This window comes from uncultured Aliiroseovarius sp., assembly GCF_947497285.1.
Classification (GTDB): domain Bacteria; phylum Pseudomonadota; class Alphaproteobacteria; order Rhodobacterales; family Rhodobacteraceae; genus Aliiroseovarius.
In genome coordinates this window covers 526,434-546,944 of record NZ_CANMFT010000001.1, presented here as the reverse complement: position 1 = coordinate 546,944, position 20,511 = coordinate 526,434, and the positions used below count along the sequence as shown (strand labels likewise).

The window sequence follows — 20,511 nt, the reverse complement described above, 5'->3', positions numbered from 1 at the left end:
CGCGCGCCCATGTTCCAGCCACGCCGCGTCCGACAGGCGTGGGCTCACGATCCGTAGACCACCAATTCATGCAGCCCGGACAGATCAAGATCCAGAAGTTGCAGTGCAGACAGAGAGATACGGCTGCCACCGCTGGAAATGGGGCGCAGGGTGACTTTGACCGTGCGACCAGTCACTTTCGATTTCACCCGGCCTTGCGTGTCTGAAGAAACCAAGGGCGTCTCCATCCAAAACCCGGGTGCCGCAGGGTCGCCAAGGCTGGCCACGGTTGTGCCGATGGACCCGGTGTCGACGGGTGCAGTCGCCGCCGCCGCCATCTTGTCTTCATCAGACGCGGTGTCGAAATCGTCGATCGTCGTCGCGTTCATCGGCGGCGCGGGCGGCGTGTTAGGTGTCATCGTCGCACGCGGTTGGTTTTGAAGATGCGGCGGGCGCGGCAGGAGGTTGTCCATATCAAGACCGGAACACCCGGCAAGCCCAACGCAAAAAAGCGGAATAAGAATTGTGTGTTTCATAACTGTAGCGTGGCGCAATTTCGCGTCGCTTTCAACGGCGGATTTGACGCCTGCGTCTCTTGCGCGCCAGACCGCCCGCAACTAGTGTTACAGCATGGAAACGCCGACGCTCATCGACCCGTTCATGCGGGCGGTTACCTACTTGCGCCTGTCTGTCACGGACCGGTGTGATTTTCGCTGCACCTATTGCATGTCCGAGGATATGACCTTTCTGCCAAAGAAGGATCTTCTGACGCTTGAGGAGCTGGACCGCATCTGCACAGCTTTCATCGGGCTTGGGGTGCGCAAGTTGCGTATCACCGGGGGCGAGCCGCTTGTGCGCAAGGGAATCATGGGATTTTTCGGGGCCATGGGCCGCCATCTGGAAAGCGGTGCGCTGGACGAATTGACACTGACGACCAATGGCTCGCAACTGCACCGGTTTGCCGACGACCTATATGCCGCTGGCGTGCGTCGGGTAAATATCTCTCTTGATACGCTGGACGAGTCGAAATTCGCCCGGATTACCCGCTGGGGTCGCCTGCCCCAGGTTCTGCGCGGCGTGGATGCCGCACTTGAGGCCGGTTTGAAGGTCAAGATCAACGCGGTCGCGCTGAAGGGGTTCAACGAAGATGAGTTGTTCTCGTTGGTCGATTGGTGCGCGGCAAAAGGCATGGATCTGACCTTTATCGAGGTCATGCCAATGGGCGATATGGGGGCCGAGGACCGGATTGGGCAGTATTGGGCGCTTTCAGACCTACGCGCCCAATTGGCGGACCGCCTGACGCTGACTGATCTGGATGAAACCACCGGCGGACCAGCCCGGTATATGCGCGTGCAGGAAACCGGCCAGAAAATCGGCCTGATCACCCCGCTCAGCCACAATTTCTGCGAAAGCTGCAACCGCGTGCGGATGAGTTGCACCGGCCAGCTCTACACCTGTCTGGGCCATGACGGCATGTCTGACCTGCGTGCGCCCCTGCGTGCGTCGGAAAATGATGCGGTCTTGATCGACGCCATTCACGCGGCCATCGGGCGAAAGCCCAAAGGGCACGATTTCGATTACTCCCGTCAGGGTGTGCAAGGTCAGACAATCCGCCATATGAACCACACAGGTGGCTGACCGGCAGGTGCGGACTGCGGCGGTGGTGTTTAACGCGCCGGCATCCGCTGCTCGACGATTTCAGCCCACCACGAACAGCCTTGCGGAATCACCTCGTCGTTGAAGTTGTATTCTGGGTGGTGGACCATCGCCGTATCGCCATTGCCCACAAGGATATAGGCGCCGGGCCGCTCTTCCAGCATATAGGCAAAATCCTCGCCGCCCATGACCAAGGGGGCGTCGTCGCATGCCCCGGCCACGGATGTAGCGACTTTGGCGGCAAATTCGGTTTGTTCGTCATGGTTGACCATCACGGGGTAATTGCGATCGTAGCGCACGGTCGCGGTCCCGCCGAACGTGTCGGCAATACCGTTACAGATCGCATGCACCCGTGCCTCGGCCAGATCTCGAACCTCCTGCGAAAGCGTTCGCACCGTTCCCAGAAGATGAACACTCTGCGGTATCACATTGAAAGTCTTGGAACTTGTTTCAACTGACGTGATGGACAAAACCACCTGTTCGGTTGGATCGGCATTGCGTGACGCGATGGTCTGCAAGGCTTGAACCGCCTGAGACGCCATCACCACCGGATCAATCGTGTCATGCGGTTTGGCGGCATGTCCGCCACGCCCTTCGAAACGGATGTCCAAAAGGTCGGTTGCGGCAAAAAACGGGCCGGGGCGGATCGCAAACGTCCCCTGTTCATGGCCCGGCCAGTTGTGCATCCCGTAAACTTCCTGAATACCGAACCGGTCCATCAACCCATCTTCACACATGACACGCGCCCCGCCTCCGCCCTCTTCGGCTGGCTGGAAGATGACGACGCAGGTACCGTCGAAATTGCGCGTTTCAGACAGGTATTTCGCAGCCCCCAACAGCATCGCCGTATGTCCGTCATGCCCGCAGGCGTGCATCTTGCCGGGCTGGGTCGAGGCATAGTCCAGCCCTGTTTCCTCTTCGATCGGCAGCGCGTCCATATCTGCGCGCAGCGCCACCACTTTGCCCGACCCATTGGCCTTGCCACGAATGACCCCGACCACGCCGGTGCGCCCAAGGCCTTCGACCACGTCGTCACAGCCAAACGCGCGTAGCTTTTCGGCAACGATGCCTGCCGTGCGGTGTGTGTCGAACATCAGTTCGGGATGAGCGTGGAAATCACGCCGCCATGCCGTGATTTCGGCTTGCAGCTCGGCAAATCGGTTCTTGATCGGCACGGGTGAACGCTCCTTGTTGCGGCATGTGTGGGTGTGTCTGATTGTGATGTGGGCCTGACCAAACTCTGCGCCGAATTGATCAAGCGTTCAACCATCTTGCGACCGGTGTGCATTGGATCAGCCACGCGGTCTTGGGACGCAAGCTAAAAAAGGACGCAAGGACACAGGTGATGCGATCGGGGTTGGCCCGCGTTCGGTGCAGGCTGGCTTTGGCAAGACGACATTCACCCCGAGAAGCATCGCGCAGGAAAATGTTCTGCTGACACCGCGATGCCACGCCACATAGACCCTTGTAAGGCAGAAACAATCCCGCCAGATGGAACACATTCCCAAAAGCGGAGACGTGAAGATGTTTGAGACCTTTGGCTTTGAGACCCTGACCCCACGCACAGCCTCGATCCTTTTTGGATTGGGACTTGGTGTGGCCTTTGGTGTGCTGGCGGAAATCACACGTTTCTGCCTGCGCCGCGGCCTGATTGGTGGCGGCGGTGACAACCGATCCGCCTTGGCGAATTGGCTGACCGCACTGGCCGTCGCTGTGCTGGGCACACAAGGCATCGTTCAGGCCGGGTGGGTCGAATTCTCTGCCCACCGCTTCCAAGCCGCAAACCTGCCCTTTCTGTCGATCATCATCGGCGGCCTGATCTTCGGTGTTGGCATGGTCATGACGCGCGGCTGCCTGTCACGCCTTGCCGTGCTGGGAGCTTCGGGCAACCTGCGCGCGCTGGTCGTGCTGGGTGTCGCCGCACTGGCCGCGCTTGCCACGTTGAAAGGATTGCTGGCCCCCGCCCGCGTCGCGTTGGAGGCTGTGGTCACCCCTGCCCCAACCCTGCCCATCTGGACAGCTGCGGTGCCGCTGGTGCTTGCAGGCTATCTTGTGATCCAATCGCGCCCACGTGCTGGAATGTTGGTTCTTGCGGCCCTTTTGGGTGCCCTGATCCCGTTGGGGTGGCTGGGCACCGGGCTTGTGCTGCAGGACGAGTTCGATCCGATCACCTTCGAAAGCCTCTCGTTCACCGCGCCGTTGGCCGACACGCTGTTCTGGACGGCTGCATCATCGGCCGTTGGCGGCAATTTCGGCACCGGCCTGATCGGCGGCGTGATCCTTGGCGCGCTGGCATCAGCCCTGATCGCCGGGCGCTTCCAATGGCAGGGCTTTGATGGCCCGGCCCAGATGGGGCGTTACCTCAGCGGCGGCGCTTTGATGGGCTTTGGTGGCGTGCTGGCTGGCGGTTGCACCGTGGGTGCCGGTATTTCCGGCGTAGCCACTTTGTCGGTCGCGGCAGTGTTGGCGCTGCTGGCCATATCGGCGGGCGCATGGGTTGCGGGGCGCGTTGATGCGCGCGTCACTTCTCGATCGAATGACGGATCCGTCGCACGGCCAGCCACACAAGCCCAACCACAGGCAGCGTAAGCACCGCGGTCAGCATCCCTTTCGAGATGCCAAGCACGTCCGTCAGCGGATAGGCCAGATAGCCCGCCAGCGACACGGCGTAGTAGCTGATCGCGACGACGGACAAGCCTTCGACCGTTTCCTGCAACCGCAACTGCATATCGGCGCGTCGGTTCATGCTTTCCAGCAGGGCTTGGTTCTGCTCTGACCGCTGCACATCGACGCGCGTGCGCAACAGATCGCCCGCGCGCATCGACCGCCGCGCCATCGCCGTCAGCTGCTTTTCGGCGCTTTTGACCGTGCGCATGGCCGGGTCATAGCGGCGCATCATGAATTCGCTCAGGGTCTGGCGATCCATGAACCGGGCTTCACGCAGCGAACTGATCCGTTGGTGCACAATCGCCTCATAGGCTTTCGTGGCGCTTAACCGAAACGAGGTCGCCGCCGTCAAATCCTCAAGCTCGGACGAGATTTGAAGCAATTCGTCCAACGTCGCTTCGGCGGGTTCGTCATCGCGTGACATGGCGCTGACCAGATGGGTCAACTCTCCGTCCAGATGACCCAGCTTGGCCTGTAGGTTACGCGCCAACGGCAGGCCCAGCATGGACATGGACTTATAGGTCTCGATCTCGCACAGGCGCTGAACGATCCGCCCGATGCGACTGTCGCCGGCATCCTTGCCGATAAAGGCGGCGAAGCGCATGTGGCCCGCCGGGTCAATGCGGAAATCCCCAGCGATCATCGCTGCGCGTTCCAGAACCCAGGTCGAGGCGACACTTTCCGACACGAACCACTTGCTGATCGCCTCATTCATCTCGTCTTCGGTGTCGGGCATCGTGTCGATACGGATATGGGCCGATGTCACGCGCTTGCCCGGGGCAGTTTGCAGCCAATTATCGGGAAACACGTCGAAGGCGGCGGGATCAAAGGCACGCGAGGCAACGCCATCACCGAATACCGTATAGGTGACGAATTCGGTATGCTGTTCCCATTTCAGATGATAGCGGCCGATTGCCCCGAAATAGTGGTTCGCACCGGGGCTGGGATGGGGGGCGCCGAACCGATCCAGCAGGTCGATCAAATGCGCCCTGTCTGCATCGCGATCCCGACTGGCCGCATTCTCTGGTCGCTTCACCGCCAGATACACCGCCGTCCCCGGCGCTTTCAACGCGGGCGACGGGCGGGCATGTAACTCGTTTGCCAGCTCGTAACGCTGTGGGTGATCGTCCAGTGAAAACATCGCGCGCCCTTCCTTTTGCGACAGAGGTAGCAGAGCAAGGACGCCTTGCAAACCCTTTATAACAAGGGGTTTTCGCGGTGCTTCGTATGCTGCGGGATACCGCCGAGGCTATGGATTGGCGATCAGGGCTGCAACCTGCCCGGAGAAATCCTCGCCGCGCTTTTCGAAATCCGGATATTGGTCGAAACTGGCAGCCGCTGGGGCCAGCAAAACGGTGTCCCCGGGTTGGGCATCAGCCGCCGCCTGCGCCACGGCCTGCGCCATGGTTTCGCAAATCTCGTGCGGCACGTCGCCCAGTTGCAGCGCGAAGTCACGCGCTGAATGGCCGATCAGGTAAGCTTTCGTGACGCCAGACAGATCATCGGCGGACAGGCTTTCGATCCCGCCATCCTTGCCCAGACCACCCGCGATCCAGCGGATATTCCGAAACGCTGACAAGGCCGCCCGCGCGCTGTCCACATTGGTGGCCTTGCTGTCATTGATGAACGCCACGCCGTTGCGTTCCCCCACCAATTGCGAGCGGTGCGGCAGGCCTTTGAACGCGTGAAACGCGGCCTCGATCTGTTTCGGCGCCAGCCCCAGCGTGCGACAGACCGCGTAAGCTGCGCAGGCGTTCTGGTGGTTGTGGGTGCCGGGCAGCCCCTTGATCGCGCGAAGATCAATCGAGCCGACCTGCCGCCCCTTGCGATACTCCGACAGAAAGCCCTTGCGCGCAAAGACCTGCCAGCCGGGACCGGTCAGCTTGCGGTCCACAGACATGCGGATCACCCGGTCATCGGTCGGCCCTTCGGACAGTTGACCCGCCAAAAAGACACCTTCGGGTTCATCTACGCCGATCACCGCACGATCCGGGCCACCTTCTGCAAACAGGCGGCGCTTGGCCGCGAAATAGCCGCCCATGCCGCCGTGGCGGTCCAGATGGTCGGGCGACAGGTTGGTGAACACGGCCACGTCCGGGGTCAGGGCGCGTGCAAGGTCGGTCTGATAGCTCGACAGTTCCAACACCACGACCTCGCCGTCATGGGCGGGGTCAATGTCCAGCACACCGCGCCCGATATTGCCCGCCAACTGCGTGGGGCGTCCTGCCTCTTGCAAAATGTGATGGACCAGCGCCGAGGTGGTGGATTTGCCGTTCGATCCGGTGATCGCCACCACCTTCGGAGACACTTCGAAACTGTCCCAATCGTAGGTGGCAAAGCTGCGAAAGAACAGGCCGATATCGTTGTCGACGGGCACGCCTGCCTCCATCGCGGCGGCGATGATCTTGTTGGGTTCGGGATAAAGATGCGGGATGCCGGGGCTGACGATCAACGCGGCCACATCCTTCCAGGCCTCTGGTTTGGACAGATCATGCAGGATCAGGGCCTGGCCTTCGGCGCGGTCACGGGCTTCAGCGCTGTCGTCCCAGCACAGGGCTTCCGCCCCGCCTTCTTCCAGTGCGTGCGCCGTTGCGAGGCCAGAGCGCCCAAGCCCCAAAACCGCTACCTTTTGGCCGTCATAACCTTTGACCGGGATCATCCGCGCCTCCTGCATTCGTTGCTTCATCGCTACCGGAGTTGACGAAAAAACAAAAGCCCCGCCTGTTAAGAGGCAGGGCTTGAAATCTTGGCGGTGCGGCGTGGTTACCGCACCTTCAGCGTCGCCAGCCCGATCAGCGCGAGGATCAGTGAGATGATCCAGAAGCGGATGACGATCTGCGGCTCTTTCCAGCCCAGATGTTCGAAATGGTGGTGAATCGGAGCCATCAGGAACACGCGGCGCCCGGTGCGTTTGTAATAGAGCACCTGAATGATGACCGACAGCGCCTCGACCACGAAGAGGCCGCCGACGATGGCCAGAACGATCTCGTGCTTGGTGGCGACAGCGATGGCCCCCAAGGCGCCGCCCAAGGCCAGCGACCCGGTGTCGCCCATGAACACCGCCGCAGGGGGGGCGTTATACCAAAGAAAGCCCAACCCGCCGCCAATGAGTGCCGAGGTGAAAATAAACAACTCCCCCGTGCCGGGCACATAATGCACGTCCAGATATTCGGTGAAGTCGACGCGGCCAACGGCGTAAGCAATCACACCCAACGTGCCTGCCGCGATCATCACCGGCATAATCGCCAGCCCGTCCAGACCGTCGGTCAGGTTCACCGCATTGGCAGCCCCGACGATGACGATCATCACGAAGGGGATAAAGAATATCCCCATATTCAACAGCGTGTCCTTGAAGAACGGCAGCGCCAGCTGGAACTGAAGCCCCTCGGGGTGGCTGATCGACGCCAGATAGCCCGCAATCGCGGCAATCGCCAAGCCGAGGCCCATGCGCAGCTTGCCCGAAACGCCCGCCGTGGTGGCCTTGGACACCTTGGCGTAGTCATCGGCAAACCCAATCAAACCAAAGCCATAGGTCACGAACAGCGTGATCCAGATATAGGGATTGTCCAGCCGCGCCCACATCAGGGTCGATACAAGAAGGGCGGACAGGATCAACAGCCCGCCCATCGTCGGCGTGCCCTGCTTTTCTTTATGGCTCTCAGGCCCATCCTCGCGGATGGGCTGCCCTTTGCCCTGCCTGCGACGCAAGATATTGATCAGCGGCTTGCCAAAAATGAACCCGAAGATGAGGGCTGTGAAGAACGCCCCGCCCGATCGAAAGGTGATATAGCGAAACAGGTTGAAAACATCGCCACCGTCCGAAAACTCGGTCAACCAATACAACATATTGTGGGTCCCTTTTTGGAATTATCGAAGCGATTGACCCATTTTGCGGATCGCGTCAACTGTTTGAGACACCAAAGAGCCTTTCGACCCCTTCACCAGCACCACGTCACCTGCGTCGATGAACTTGCGCACCTGCGCGGACATGTCGGCGGCCGTTTCAACCCACAGGCCTTGCTGGTCGCCGTCCAAACGCGCCCAAAGCGCGTGCATGAGGGGACCGACGCAATGCACCTGATCAATGGCTGCGATGAAGGGCAGATCGGCAATCTCTGCATGTAGAGCGACCTCGTCTGGGCCAAGTTCCAGCATGTCGCCAAGGATCGCGATCCGGCGGCCTTTCTGGATGCGCCCAACGCCGTCCACGGGCTCCATCGCGCCCAGCACCTCAAGTGCCGCCGCCATCGAGGTGGGGTTGGCATTGAACGCGTCGTCGATCAAGGTCACGGTCAACCCTTCGGGGGCGTCCAGCGTAATCTCTTCGCGCGTGCCACGCCCGGTGGGGGGCTGCCACGACGTCATGGAACGAGCGGCCAGCGTGGCATCCGCGCCCAAGGCCCGCGCCGCCACCAGTGCTGCCAGAGCATTCATCGCGAAATGCCGCCCCGGTGACGCGATTTTGAACACCTGTTCCTCGCCCGCAATCACCGCTTTGCAGATCGTGGCGTCCGGGGTCAGGGAGACATGGGTCAATCGGTGAACATTTTTTGCGCCTTCGCCGAAACTTTCAGCCTGAAACCCCGTGGCGGCCTCTGCCAGAACGTGCGTGGTGTCGAGGTCGCCGTTGATCACGGCAATCCCGCCCGGCGCTAACCCCTCAAAAATCGCGCCCTTTTCGCGCGCGATGCCGGATAGGTCGTCGAAGGCTTCAAGATGTGCGGCCGCAACGGTCGTGACCAGCGCCACATGGGGCCGCGCCATGCGGGCCAGCGGGCCTATTTCGCCGGGATGGTTCATCCCGATCTCGATCACGGCAAATTCGGCATCCTGAGGCATCCGCGCCAGCGTCAGCGGTACGCCCCAATGGTTGTTATAGCTTGCCTCGGCCGCGTGAGTGCGGCCCTGCGCGGACAGAACCGCGCGCAGCATTTCCTTGGTCGAGGTCTTGCCGACAGACCCCGTCACCGCAACGACCCGCGCATTCGTTCGCGCACGCCCGGCCCGGCCAAGGGCTTCCAACGCAGCCAGCACGTCATCGACGATCAACAGGGGCGCATCAGGGTCGATATCATCAGGGATACGACTAACCATCGCAGCGCCCGCGCCTTTTTCCAACGCCTGCGCCACGAAATCATGCCCGTCGCGCACATCTTTCAGGGCAACGAACAGATCGCCCGGCTGGATCGTGCGCGTGTCGATCGATACGCCATCGACCGCCCAATTACCCTGCGCCTGCCCGCCCGTCGCTTTCGCGGCATCTTCTGCGCGCCACAGGCTCATGCCAAATGTCCGTCAAGTGCGGCAACCGCGACCGAGGCCTGTTCGGCATCATCAAACGGCAGCACATCATCGCCCACTGTCTGGCCAGTTTCGTGCCCCTTGCCTGCAATCAAAAGCGCATCACCGGGACCAAGCGCATCGACGCCGCGCAAGATCGCCTCGGCCCGGTCGCCGACATTGACCGCCTCGGGGCAGCCTGCCATCACCATGGCGCGGATCGCGGCGGGGTCTTCGCTGCGCGGGTTGTCGTCGGTCACGAACACCACGTCCGCGTTTTCTGCCGCCGCCTGCCCCATCAACGCGCGTTTCGAGGTGTCTCGGTCGCCGCCTGCGCCAAACACCACCACAAGGCGGCCCAGCACATGCGGGCGCATCGCGCGCAGCGCAGTTTTCAAAGCGTCTGGCGTGTGGGCATAGTCGACAAACACCGCTGCCTTGTTGTCACGCGTCGCGGCCAGTTGCATGCGGCCGCGAACGGTTTCCAAGTCCTTGAAGGTGTCAAACACATGCTGCGGTTCAGCCCCGCAGCCAATCGCCAAGCCAGCGGCTGCCAAGACGTTTTCGGCTTGAAACCCACCGATTAGGTCCAGCCGTGCGGTATGTGCCGCGCCGTGCCATGCGAACATCAGCTCTTGCCCGGTGGCGTCGAACCGACGGGCTTTGATGCGCAACTCGTTGTCATCACCCTGCCCGACGCGGATCAGGTTTTGACCGCGCGCTTCGGCAATGGTGGCAATCTCGGCGCCTTTCGGGTCATCCATGTTGATGACAGCCGTGCCGCCTTCTGGCAACACGCGGGCGAACAACCCGGCCTTGGCGGCGAAGTATTCTTCGAAGGTTTCGTGGTAGTCCAGATGATCCTGCGTGAAATTCGTGAACGCCGCAGCGGTCAGACGCACGCCATCCAAGCGGCGTTGTGCCAAGCCGTGGCTCGAGGCCTCCATCGCCGCATGAGTGACACCCGCGCCGGCCATTTCGGCCAGCACCTTGTGCAAGGTGATCGGCTCGGGCGTGGTGTGAGCCAGCGGCGCGGTAAAGGCCCCTTCGACCCCGGTGGTGCCCAGATTGGCCGCCTTGATCCCCAGCAAAGTCCAGATTTGTCGGGTGAAATTGGCCACCGATGTCTTGCCGTTGGTGCCGGTTGCTGCAACCATATGTTCGGGCTGTGCGCCAAACCACAGGGCAGCGGCATAGGCCAAAGCCATACGTGGATCTTCGGTGACGACCAAAGCCGCGTCCGAGGCGTCCAGTTCCGCCTTGGCGATCTTTGCCCCTTCCGGGTCGGTCAGGATCGCACCCGCCTTCATGCGCAGGGCAAATTGAATGAATTCGCCGCCATGCACCTTTGATCCCGGCAGGGCCGCAAACAAATGGCCGGGTTTGACACACCGGCTGTCCACCGACAGGCCGGTGACCTGCACCGCTTTGCCACCCCGGGCGCTCAGCCCCAGCTCGGCCAGGGATTTCGTTGTCGTCTCAGCGCCCATGATGTTCGTGCCTGTCCTGATCAGTTCGAGGTGAGTGTTACCCCAGTTGACGCAAAGGATTCAACGACGGGTTCCGCTTCGGGCTTCATTCCCAAAAGAGGCGCCGCGCGGCGAATGATCTCGGCCGCGACGGGCACGGCGGTCCAGCCGGCCGTGCGGCGCGGCTTCGGGCCCGTCGTTTCGACTGGTTCGTCCAAGGTGACCACCAGCACATATTTCGGATTGTCCGCGGGGAACATACTGGCGAAAGTGTTGATCACCTTGTCGTCATAATACCCGCCCTGCGGCCTTGGCTTGTCCGCCGTGCCGGTCTTGCCCGCCACCTTGTAGCCCGCCACCTCGCCAAAGGACGCGGTGCCTTCGGTCACGACCTTGCGCAGCATCGCGCGCGCCGCCGCCGCCGAGGTCGCCGAAATGACACGCGGGCCACGCGCGATCCGGTCCTGTTTCAAAACCGTGGGCTTGACCATGAACCCACCATTGGCGATCGCCGCATATCCGGCCGCAAGGTGCATCGGCGTCGAGGACAGCCCGTGACCATAGGAAATGGTCACCGAGCTAAGCTTGCCCCACTGCTTGGGCAGCAACGGGGTCGAGCCACGCGCTTCGACGATTTCAAACGGGGTGCGATCGAACATGCCGATGGCGCGCAGAAATTCCTGCTGGCGCTCGGGGCCGATCTCCAATGCCATGCGTCCGGTGCCGCGGTTCGAGGATTTCACGATGATGTCCGCGACGCTAAGCTTACCGTAATTCTTGTTCTTAAACTCACCAATCCGGTAGCCTGCGATCCGCATCGGGACATCGGTATCAATCACGGTGTTCGGGTTCACCAACCCAAGATCCATCGCCTGAATGGCGGTGAAAATCTTGAAGGTCGATCCCAATTCATACACGCCCTGAACGGCCCGGTTGAACAATGGGCTGTCAGACTGATCCCCTTTGGTCAGCGCGCGCGGGCGTTTGTTGGGGTCGAAATCGGGCAAAGACACAACCGAGATAACCTCGCCGCTGTGCACATCCATCAAGATCGCTGCTGCCCCCTTGGCGTTCATCAGCTTCATACCGCCATACAGCACCCGCTCGATCGCGGTCTGGATGGTCAGGTCGATGGACAGCTCAAGCGGTTTGCCGCCATTTGCCGGGTTGCGCAGATAGTCGTCGAACTGCTTTTCGACGCCCGCCACACCGATCACCTCGGCCGCACTGACACCTTCGCGACCGAAACTGGCCCCGCCCAGAACATGCGCTGCCAGCTTTCCGTTGGGATAGAGGCGCATCTCGCGCGGGCCGAACAGAAGACCGGGTTCGCCGATATCGAACACGGCCTGCTTCTGCTCAGGGCTGAGTTTCTTCTTGATCCACAAGAACTTGCGCGTGCCTGTGAAGTCCTTGATCAGCCGCTCGCGCTTGAGGTCGGGGAAGATCTTGACCAGCTCGTCCGCGGCGCGTTGCGGGTCCACCATCTGGGGCGGCTGGGCGTAAAGGGCGTGGGTAACAAGGTTGGTGGCCAGAAGGCGTCCCTGCCGATCAACGATGTCGGCGCGCGCGGTCGCGATGGCCGCACCGGGCGCTTGGGCGCGCGGCTCTTTGGGGTCCGTCGCGGACAGGGTGGCCATACGTCCGCCGACCACCAGAAACGCACAAAAGAACATGCCTGCCAGCACCAGCAACCGACCCTCGGACTGAAGTCGGGCACGGTCGCGGATTTCTTCATGGCGGTGACGCAGGTTTTCACGTTCGATCGCGTCGGGGTTTTCACCCTTGGCGCGGGCGTCCAGAATGCGGGCCAGTGGGCGCAGAGGAATACGGGTCATCGATCAAGATCTCCGCTGACATCAAAGGTTTCCGTGATCTCGGGGCCGTCCTCGGACGGATAGGCAATTTGATCGACGCGGCCGAACTGCTCTGGTGCCAGCGGCAACAGGCCAAGGCGCCCGTAGTTCATCTCGGCCAGATCACGCAGGCGGTCGGGGCGGTTCAGATAGGCCCATTCAGCGCGCAGGACGGAAAGCTGCTCTTGCATCTGGCCAATCTCGCTCTGCAATTCTTCGACTCGATCCAGCGAGGCTTGGGTTTTGTAGTTCTCGGAATAGGCCCAATAGGCCAATGCCATGACGACCAAAGCGGATGTGATGTAAAGCAAGCTACGCATTATGATTTGTCCTTGAAAACAAGGGGTGGAAGGCCAAGTTTGCGCCGGTCGGACGGACCAGCGGGGGCATCTGTGCGGGTAGCGACGCGCAGGCGGGACGACCGGGCGCGGGGGTTATGGGCAAGCTCATCGGCATCTGGCGCGATGGCCTTTTTTGGGGTGAGCTTGAACCGCGGCGTTTCCTGCGCTTGCTCGGGCGCATAGCGCGAGCCGCCCCCGCCTTCGGACGCGCGGGCCTGCAAGAACCGCTTCACCACGCGATCTTCCATCGAATGAAAGGTCACGACGGCCAGTTTGCCGCCGGGCTTCAAGGCGCGCTCGGCGGCCTCCAGCCCGTCGATCAGTTGGCCGAATTCGTCATTCACCGCGATGCGGATCGCCTGAAACGACCGTGTGGCCGGGTGGCTCTGACCGGGTTTCGAGCGGGGCAGGCATTTTTCCACGACGCTGGCCAATTGCAGCGTCGTTTCAAACGGCGCCTCAGCACGCGCCCTGACAATGGCCCGCGCAATCCGGCGCGAGGCACGTTCTTCGCCGTAATGATAAAGGATATCGGCCAGCGTTTCTTCGTCGGCATGATTGACGATATCGGCGGCGGTCGGGCCGGATTGGCTCATCCGCATGTCCAGCGGCCCGTCGCGCATGAAGGAAAACCCGCGATCTGCCAGATCCAGTTGCATCGAGCTGACGCCAAGGTCCAACACCACACCATCCAACGGGCGACCTGCCAACTCGTCCAAGTCCGAGAATGTGCCTTCACGCAAGGCCAGCCGGTCGCCATACTCAGCGACCCAGTCGGCGGCCATGTCGAACACCATCGGGTCACGGTCAATGCCGCAAACCCAGTCCGCGCCTGCGTCCAGCAATCCGCGTGTATACCCACCTGCCCCGAACGTGCCATCCGCCCAATCGCCAGAAACAGGCGCGACCGCTTGCAAAAGCGGTCGTAATAGAACTGGGATATGGGGACGTTTTTCGGTGGCAGCCGGGTCGGTCATGTCAGCCATCCCCTCCGGAAACGGACCCGCCACTTAGAAGCGTCAGCGGATCGAAGTCTTCGGGTTGATCATCCAACCAAGCCTCGGCCTTGGCCATTTCGACATTTTCGTAGGTCTCGGGCTTCCAAATCTGGAACGTATCACCGGTGGCGATGAAGAACGCCTCGTTCTCAAGCCCGATTTTGGCGCGCAACTTTGCGGGCAGCACCAGCCGCCCGGTCTCATCCACCGTGGTGGGCAGCGACTGACCGTTGAACAGCCGTTCCAGCATGCGCCGTTCGATCGAACCGCGCGGCAGGTTCGCGATCTTCGTATCGACCTCGTCGATGGCCTCGATCGTATAGCATTCAAGGAAATTGCGGCGGTGGTCGCCGTATACAATGACAATGTTAGGGTTCAGACCATCGGTCCAGTCGGGGTCGCCAGCTTCCAGAACACGGCGAAACAGGGCTGGGATCGAAACCCTGCCCTTCGCGTCCACCTTATGGTGGCTTTCGCCTCTGAACCTACGTGCCACTTTCGCGGCTCCTTCACTGTCCCAACTTCACTGCGCCCCGAATATTTAGGGCTGAAATAGAAACGGCGGATTGAGCTGCTGCCACTGCCCAATCCGCCGCCTGTCCCGTTTCCGGGTGTCCAGCTGCGCGCGCCACCTGGGGGGATGTCTGCTCGCGTTCGCGCCGGATCTCTTTCTTAGGATGAAGCGGGTGCCTGTATGAAACCTGACTTGGGAGTGTCGCGAGGTCTTGTTGCCTCTTATGTCCCGTCCTCATCTTGCATTTAGGGATAGCTTGGGAAATCGTGGGACGCAATAGTTTTTTATGGGAAAAATGGCCCACATCTTGTTTGCACCCCCCGCAAGAATCCACATCTAGTGGCAAAATCCGCAAGGATGGCGCGACACCTAGGGTGACAAAGACAAATTTGCACAACATATGGTGCTGCAAGCGCAGCGAAATTTATTCCCACATTTTCCCGGTTTTTTCTGAATTCCGGCAAATTTTTTGAATTTGGCAGGGGTCACCGCCCAAATCTCGAACGGAGACTCCACCCAAATTGCGTCAATTACAGGTGAATCACCCCATTTCCCACCTTCACAGGAGCAAGCGGGGGCAGACCGCCCCGCACGCGTCCCACGATTTCCCATCGCTCAGCTGGCGTTCACTGTCATTGCAAACGGAAAACTGCCCGGCACCGTCTTGGGACAGCCGGGCAGTGGGGCGCGATCTGGTCGGGTGTGATGCGGTCAGGCGATCCCGCGCGCAATGAGATCCTGCGCCAACTTGGTGTAAGCATCGGCCACTGACCCCTCGCCCGCGGCGGCAGGTGTGCCGCTGTCGCCCGCCAGGCGCACATCCAGCGACAAGGGGATTTCGCCAAGGAAGGGTGCGCCCAGCTCGGTGGCCTCGTCGCGAACACCGCCGTGACCGAACAAATGCGCCTCGTGACCGCATTTGGGGCAGACATAGGTGGACATGTTTTCAACCAACCCCAGGATCGGCACGTTCAGCTTATCGAACATGTCGATCGCTTTGCGCGCGTCCAGCAAGGCCACGTCCTGTGGGGTCGAAACCACAATCGCTCCGGTGATTTGCGATTTCTGCGCCAGTGTCAGTTGCACATCACCCGTGCCCGGCGGCAAGTCGATGATCAGAATATCGAGCGGCGCCCATTCGACCTGAAACAGCATCTGTTGCAGCGCGCCCATCAACATCGGGCCGCGCCACACGACGGCTTCGCGGTCGGATTTCAACATCAGCCCGATCGACATCATCTTGACGCCATGCGCTTCGACGGGGATCAACTGTTCCCCATCTGGTGACGACGGGCGTTGACTGGTGCCCATCATGCGGGGCTGCGAAGGTCCAAGGATATCGGCGTCCAGAAGCCCAACTTTGCGCCCCTGACGGGCCAGTGCGACGGCGAGGTTGGAGCTGAGCGTGGATTTCCCCACGCCCCCCTTGCCCGAGGCAATGGCGATCACATGGGTGACACCGGGCACCGGCAACGGTCCGGCCTGCGGTTTGGGATGGCCACCTACCTTCAGGTTCGGGGCTTTGGGCGCGGATGCTGCTGGGCCGTGCGCGGTCAGGATTACGGACACGCGCTCGACCCCGTCCAGCGCGGCAATTGCCGCTTCAGCGGCGCGGCGCTGTGCTTCCATACCTGCTGCCTTTTCCGGGGTCTCGGCTTCGATCACGAAACTGACCGCCCCGTTTTCGACAGTCAGCGCGCGCACCATATCGCGTGACGCTAGATCCCCACCATCAGGCAAGGCAATGGAGGACAATGTGCCCATAATCTTTTCGCGCATATCCGACATCCAAAACTCCTTTGACTTCGCCCATTACTTGGCAGCTTTGAGCGCAGGCGCAAGGGGGCATCTGTTCATTGGGGCGCGTGACGCCAGCGCAGATTGGCACGGCTGACGGAGGCAGATCGCGGCCCCACCCGCCACAGAGCGCTTTTCTTTACGGTCGATTTTTGGGCACAGCGCCGAAGCACGAGGCGGTGCGCAAATTGACCTAAAGTCACCTTCTCTCAGATCGTTTCTGCATTGCAGAAAATACAGGCAAATTGCTCCGATTGAGGCATTAACCAGTTAAAATCATGGCATTTTTACGTATGCAATTTTTGCATATCGGGATTGCTTGATCGGGGTATTGTGCATCTGCAGCATTCCCCCCATCTTCTGTCTCAAGGCGACAGTGTGAGCGCCAACACGTTTTCAAAGCGGCATCGGCCGCGAGACCCGCAGGCCGCTGTGCCTGACATGTAAGTGAGTAAGTAAGATGACACACGCGACCGAAATCCTTCTGGCCCCCGTCGGCATTGCCGACCGTCTGGCCGCCCGCTTTGCCGAATGGAAAGAGCAGGTGGAAACCCGCGCGCTGTTCCGCAAAACCGTGCGCGAATTGAATGCGCTGAGCAACCGCGAACTGGAAGATCTGGGCATTGCCCGCGCTTCGGTCCGCTTGGTGGCGCGCATGGCCGTTTACGGCAACTAAGTTTTCTGGCCACCACCTCCCTCCTCCCGGGTGGTGGCTTTGATTGGCGGCGGGGTCGACCTCCTCCCCGGCCTCGCCGCTCAATCACCAAAGTTTCGGGCCTTCTTCCTCCTCCCTTAGAAGGTCCGCGGGTCGCGGTGGCGCCGTCCTCCTCCCTGGCGCCACTGCACCCCCAAAGATCCGGTTCGCCCCACCTCCTCCCGGGGTTGAACCGATACGGTGACGGGTCTACCTCCTCCCAGGCCCCAAACCTTCTGACGTCGGGTTCCTACCTCCTCCCAGGGATCCGCATCACATAGAAACGGTGGCGCTCACCTCCTCCCGGGCGTCGCCGTTTTTTTTGTATGTCCGAACGGGATGGAAGCCGGACGCTTGGACGGTGAACTCATCCAATAACGCTGGCTTATTTTCTGCTTAGCGTGCAGGCTTGGGACATGCTGAAAAAAGAAACGCTTCCCATCGCCTCCATCCGTGTGCCGGTCAAGCGCCTGAAGACGTTGGAGGACGACAAAGCCAATGCCTTGGCCGAGGATATTCTGGAGAACGGACAGTTAACGCCCATCCGCGTGCGCGAAGACGCCAAAGGCTATGTGCTGATTGAAGGCTTGCACCGGCTGGAAGCCCTGAAAAAGCTGGGTGAAGGAACGGTTGAAGGCTACAAGGTGCGCGCGCGGTTGCACTGATCCGGGACCCGCTGTTCGCCCACGACTCTGCCGACCCTTGGTGGTCCGGAAAAACGCGTGGTCCGGGATAACGGCATCGCTTTCAAGGCAGGTGCATGGCGGCGCAGATCGGCGCTGATGGCCCGACGCTCTCTTAGAACGGCACGTCGCCCGCCTGCGCTGCAGGGACGATGAACTTGGAAACGACTTTCTTCGCTCCCGCCTTGTCAAACTCGATATCCAGCTTGTCGCCTTCGATGCCCATCACCGTGCCATAGCCGAACTTGGTGTGAAACACGCGGTCGCCTTGGGTGAAGGACGATACTGCCGTTGCGTCGATCACCAACCCGCGCGCCTCGTTCGGGCTGGATTTCGCGCGTATATTCCCCTGCGCCTGCATCCGCTTCCACCCCGGCGAGTTATAGGCATCCGCCCGGCTGGCTTTGTCCTCAAGCGGTGACGCACCGAAATCGCCTGCCGCACCACCATAGCCACCACCGTAAAGGCCCGGCGCGGTCAGCACCTCGACATGGTCTGTGGGCAGTTCATCGACGAAGCGCGAGGGGAGTTGTGACTGCCACTGGCCGTAAACGCGGCGATTGGCGGCAAACGAGATCGTGCAAATCTCCTCGGCCCGTGTGATACCCACATAGGCCAGACGGCGCTCTTCTTCGAGGCCCTTCAGCCCGCTTTCATCCATCGAGCGTTGGGATGGGAACAGCCCATCCTCCCACCCCGGCAGGAAGACCGCAGGAAACTCCAACCCCTTCGCGCCGTGTAGCGTCATGATGGTCACTTTTTCCTCGGCGTCGTCGCTGTCATTGTCCATGATCAGGCTGATATGCTCCAAGAACCCTTGCAGGTTTTCAAAACTTTCCAATGCCTTGACCAGTTCCTTGAGGTTTTCAAGCCGCCCCGGTGCCTCGGGCGTTTTGTCGTTCAGCCACATGTCCGTATAGCCGGATTCTTCCAAGATCACCTCGGCCATTTCGACATGGGTGTCAGCCTCGGCGCGCAACTGGTTGAACCAGCGGTCCAGCCCCAAGACCAGCTCGGCCAGCCCCTTGCCGCCCTTGCCTTTGATGGCACCGCTTTCGACCGCAATCCGCGCGCCTTCGACCAGCGACACGCCGTTTTGGCGCGCAAGCCCCTGAATGGTCTGCACCGCCTTGTCACCCAGCCCGCGGCGCGGCGTGTTGACGATGCGTTCAAACGCCAGATCGTCGTCTTGGCTCACTGCCAGCCGGAAATAGGCCATCGCATCGCGGATTTCCAAACGCTCGTAAAAACGTGGGCCGCCGATCACGCGGTAGGGCAGACCGATGGTCAGGAAACGATCCTCAAACGCGCGCATCTGGTGGGAGGCGCGCACGAGGATAGCCATATCGTCCAAAGACATCGGCGCGCGGCCACGGGTGCCCGATTGCTTCGCCTCGATTTCTTCACCGACCCAACGGGCTTCTTCGTCGCCGTCCCAATGGCCGATCAGGCGGACCTTTTCGCCGCCCTCGGCGTCCGTCCAAAGCTCTTTGCCCAGCCGGTCTTCGTTGCCCGCAATTACGCCGGAGGCGGCCGCCAGAATATGCGCGGTCGACCGGTAGTTTTGTTCCAGCCGGACGACTTTGGCGCCCGGAAAATCCTTTTCAAACCGTAAGATATTTCCCACTTCCGCCCCGCGCCAGCCATAGATCGACTGGTCGTCATCGCCCACACAGCAGATATTCTTGTGACCCGCCGCCAGCAGGCGCAGCCACAGGTATTGGGCCACGTTGGTATCTTGGTATTCGTCGACGAGGATGTAGCGAAACCAGCCTTGGTATTGCTTCAGGATGTCGTCGTGTTTCTGAAAAATTGTGACCATGTGCAAAAGCAGGTCGCCGAAGTCGCAGGCGTTCAGCGTCTTCAGCCGCGCCTGATACTGCGCATAAAGCTCGGGGCCGCGTCCATTGAACGCGTTGGCCTCACCCGCCGGCAGCACCTCGGGCGTCCAAGCCCTGTTCTTCCAGTTGTCGATCACGCCAGCGAGCAGCCGCGCGGGCCAGCGCTTTTCGTCGATATTGTTGGCGGCAATCAGCTGCTTCATCAGCCTGATCTGGTCGTCCGTGTCCAGAATAGTGAAGTTCGTTTTCAGCCCCACAAGCTCGGCATGACGGCGCAGAAGCTTCACACAGATTGAGTGGAACGTGCCCATCCAGGGCATCCCCTCAACCGTTTGCCCCAGCAGGCTGGCGACACGCTCTTTCATCTCGCGCGCGGCCTTGTTGGTGAAGGTTACGGCAAGGATCTCGTTCGTCCGCGCCTGCCCGGTGTTCAAAAGATGCGCAATCCGCGTCGTCAGAGCCTTGGTCTTCCCCGTCCCCGCACCCGCCAGCATCAGGACGGGGCCGTTCAACACCTCGACCGCCTCGCGTTGCGCGGGGTTCAGCCCATCAAGGTAAGGCATCGGGCGCGCGGCCATCGCCTGTTGCGACAGGCTGGGGCGGGCGGCGGCCTCGAATGCGTCGTTTTCGTCGAATTCGCTCATGGGTGTTCTTTATCAACGGGGGATGCGGGTGGGAAGAGTGTTCCACGAATGTTCTTTGCGCGCAAACCGATTGTCGCCTGCGGGCTGAAATT

17 protein-coding genes are annotated in these 20,511 nt (G+C 61.0%); 4 read left to right on the top strand and 13 right to left on the bottom strand.

Going from position 1 to position 20,511, the window contains the following annotated elements:
* Nucleotides 1–44 precede the first annotated feature (44 nt).
* Nucleotides 45–515 (bottom strand): D-galactarate dehydratase, encoded by a 471-nt coding sequence (locus Q0864_RS02575; RefSeq protein ID WP_298565871.1) that lies wholly within the window; start codon nt 513–515, stop codon nt 45–47.
* A gap of 94 nt (nt 516–609) precedes the next feature.
* Between Q0864_RS02575 and moaA the strand changes: the two genes are divergently transcribed.
* Nucleotides 610–1,617, top strand: a complete 1,008-nt coding sequence (gene moaA, locus Q0864_RS02570; RefSeq protein WP_298565868.1) for a GTP 3',8-cyclase MoaA — start codon at nt 610–612, stop codon at nt 1,615–1,617.
* A gap of 29 nt (nt 1,618–1,646) precedes the next feature.
* On the opposite strand, the gene Q0864_RS02565 is transcribed toward moaA, so the two are convergent.
* Nucleotides 1,647–2,810, bottom strand: a complete 1,164-nt coding sequence (locus Q0864_RS02565; protein WP_298565865.1) for a M20 aminoacylase family protein — start codon at nt 2,808–2,810, stop codon at nt 1,647–1,649.
* Nucleotides 2,811–3,159: 349 nt separating this feature from the next.
* On the opposite strand from Q0864_RS02565, the gene Q0864_RS02560 reads away from it, so the two are divergent.
* A complete protein-coding gene (locus Q0864_RS02560) occupies nt 3,160–4,224 on the top strand; it encodes a YeeE/YedE family protein (protein WP_298565863.1) in 1,065 nt (354 codons plus the stop codon).
* On the opposite strand, the gene Q0864_RS02555 is transcribed toward Q0864_RS02560, so the two are convergent.
* From Q0864_RS02555 to Q0864_RS02510, 10 genes are all read right to left on the bottom strand, one after another.
* Nucleotides 4,157–5,443, bottom strand: a complete 1,287-nt coding sequence (locus tag Q0864_RS02555) for a DUF3422 domain-containing protein (protein ID WP_298565860.1) — start codon at nt 5,441–5,443, stop codon at nt 4,157–4,159. The genes Q0864_RS02560 and Q0864_RS02555 overlap by 68 nt on opposite strands.
* 108 nt (nt 5,444–5,551) lie before the next feature.
* Entirely contained in the window at nt 5,552–6,961 is a 1,410-nt protein-coding gene (gene murD / locus Q0864_RS02550) for a UDP-N-acetylmuramoyl-L-alanine--D-glutamate ligase (RefSeq protein ID WP_298565858.1), read from the bottom strand.
* 104 nt (nt 6,962–7,065) lie between these two features.
* Nucleotides 7,066–8,148 carry a phospho-N-acetylmuramoyl-pentapeptide-transferase gene (gene mraY, locus Q0864_RS02545; RefSeq protein ID WP_298565856.1) on the bottom strand — a complete coding sequence of 361 codons (1,083 nt, stop codon included), beginning with the start codon at nt 8,146–8,148 and terminating at the stop codon, nt 7,066–7,068.
* 21 nt (nt 8,149–8,169) lie between these two features.
* A complete protein-coding gene (gene murF / locus Q0864_RS02540; protein WP_298565853.1) occupies nt 8,170–9,585 on the bottom strand; it encodes a UDP-N-acetylmuramoyl-tripeptide--D-alanyl-D-alanine ligase in 1,416 nt (471 codons plus the stop codon).
* Complete coding sequence (locus tag Q0864_RS02535; protein WP_298565850.1) at nt 9,582–11,072, bottom strand: UDP-N-acetylmuramoyl-L-alanyl-D-glutamate--2,6-diaminopimelate ligase; 1,491 nt, start codon at nt 11,070–11,072, stop codon at nt 9,582–9,584. Before Q0864_RS02535 ends, murF begins: the two co-directional genes overlap by 4 nt.
* Nucleotides 11,073–11,092: 20 nt before the next feature.
* Complete coding sequence (locus tag Q0864_RS02530; protein ID WP_298565847.1) at nt 11,093–12,889, bottom strand: penicillin-binding protein 2; 1,797 nt, start codon at nt 12,887–12,889, stop codon at nt 11,093–11,095.
* A complete protein-coding gene (locus Q0864_RS02525) occupies nt 12,886–13,227 on the bottom strand; it encodes a cell division protein FtsL (protein ID WP_298565843.1) in 342 nt (113 codons plus the stop codon). The genes Q0864_RS02530 and Q0864_RS02525 overlap by 4 nt, the downstream gene beginning before the upstream one ends.
* A complete protein-coding gene (gene rsmH / locus Q0864_RS02520) occupies nt 13,227–14,234 on the bottom strand; it encodes a 16S rRNA (cytosine(1402)-N(4))-methyltransferase RsmH (protein WP_298565837.1) in 1,008 nt (335 codons plus the stop codon). The genes Q0864_RS02525 and rsmH overlap by 1 nt, the downstream gene beginning before the upstream one ends.
* Nucleotides 14,227–14,742, bottom strand: a complete 516-nt coding sequence (gene mraZ, locus Q0864_RS02515; RefSeq protein WP_298565835.1) for a division/cell wall cluster transcriptional repressor MraZ — start codon at nt 14,740–14,742, stop codon at nt 14,227–14,229. Before mraZ ends, rsmH begins: the two co-directional genes overlap by 8 nt.
* Nucleotides 14,743–15,471: 729 nt before the next feature.
* Nucleotides 15,472–16,548, bottom strand: coding sequence for an Mrp/NBP35 family ATP-binding protein (locus tag Q0864_RS02510; protein ID WP_298565832.1), 1,077 nt, complete (start codon nt 16,546–16,548; stop codon nt 15,472–15,474).
* Between the two features lie 469 nt (nt 16,549–17,017).
* Here Q0864_RS02510 and Q0864_RS02505 point away from each other — a divergent pair, with 469 nt between their 5' ends.
* Nucleotides 17,018–17,233 (top strand): DUF1127 domain-containing protein, encoded by a 216-nt coding sequence (locus Q0864_RS02505; RefSeq protein WP_298565829.1) that lies wholly within the window; start codon nt 17,018–17,020, stop codon nt 17,231–17,233.
* A 434-nt stretch (nt 17,234–17,667) separates the two neighbouring features.
* Nucleotides 17,668–17,916, top strand: coding sequence for a ParB N-terminal domain-containing protein (locus Q0864_RS02500; protein ID WP_298565826.1), 249 nt, complete (start codon nt 17,668–17,670; stop codon nt 17,914–17,916).
* 133 nt (nt 17,917–18,049) lie between these two features.
* Here Q0864_RS02500 and Q0864_RS02495 read toward each other — a convergent pair whose 3' ends face one another.
* Nucleotides 18,050–20,419: a UvrD-helicase domain-containing protein gene (locus Q0864_RS02495; RefSeq protein WP_298565823.1), complete on the bottom strand. Its 2,370-nt coding sequence runs from the start codon at nt 20,417–20,419 to the stop codon at nt 18,050–18,052.
* Between the last annotated feature and the right edge of the window lie 92 nt (nt 20,420–20,511).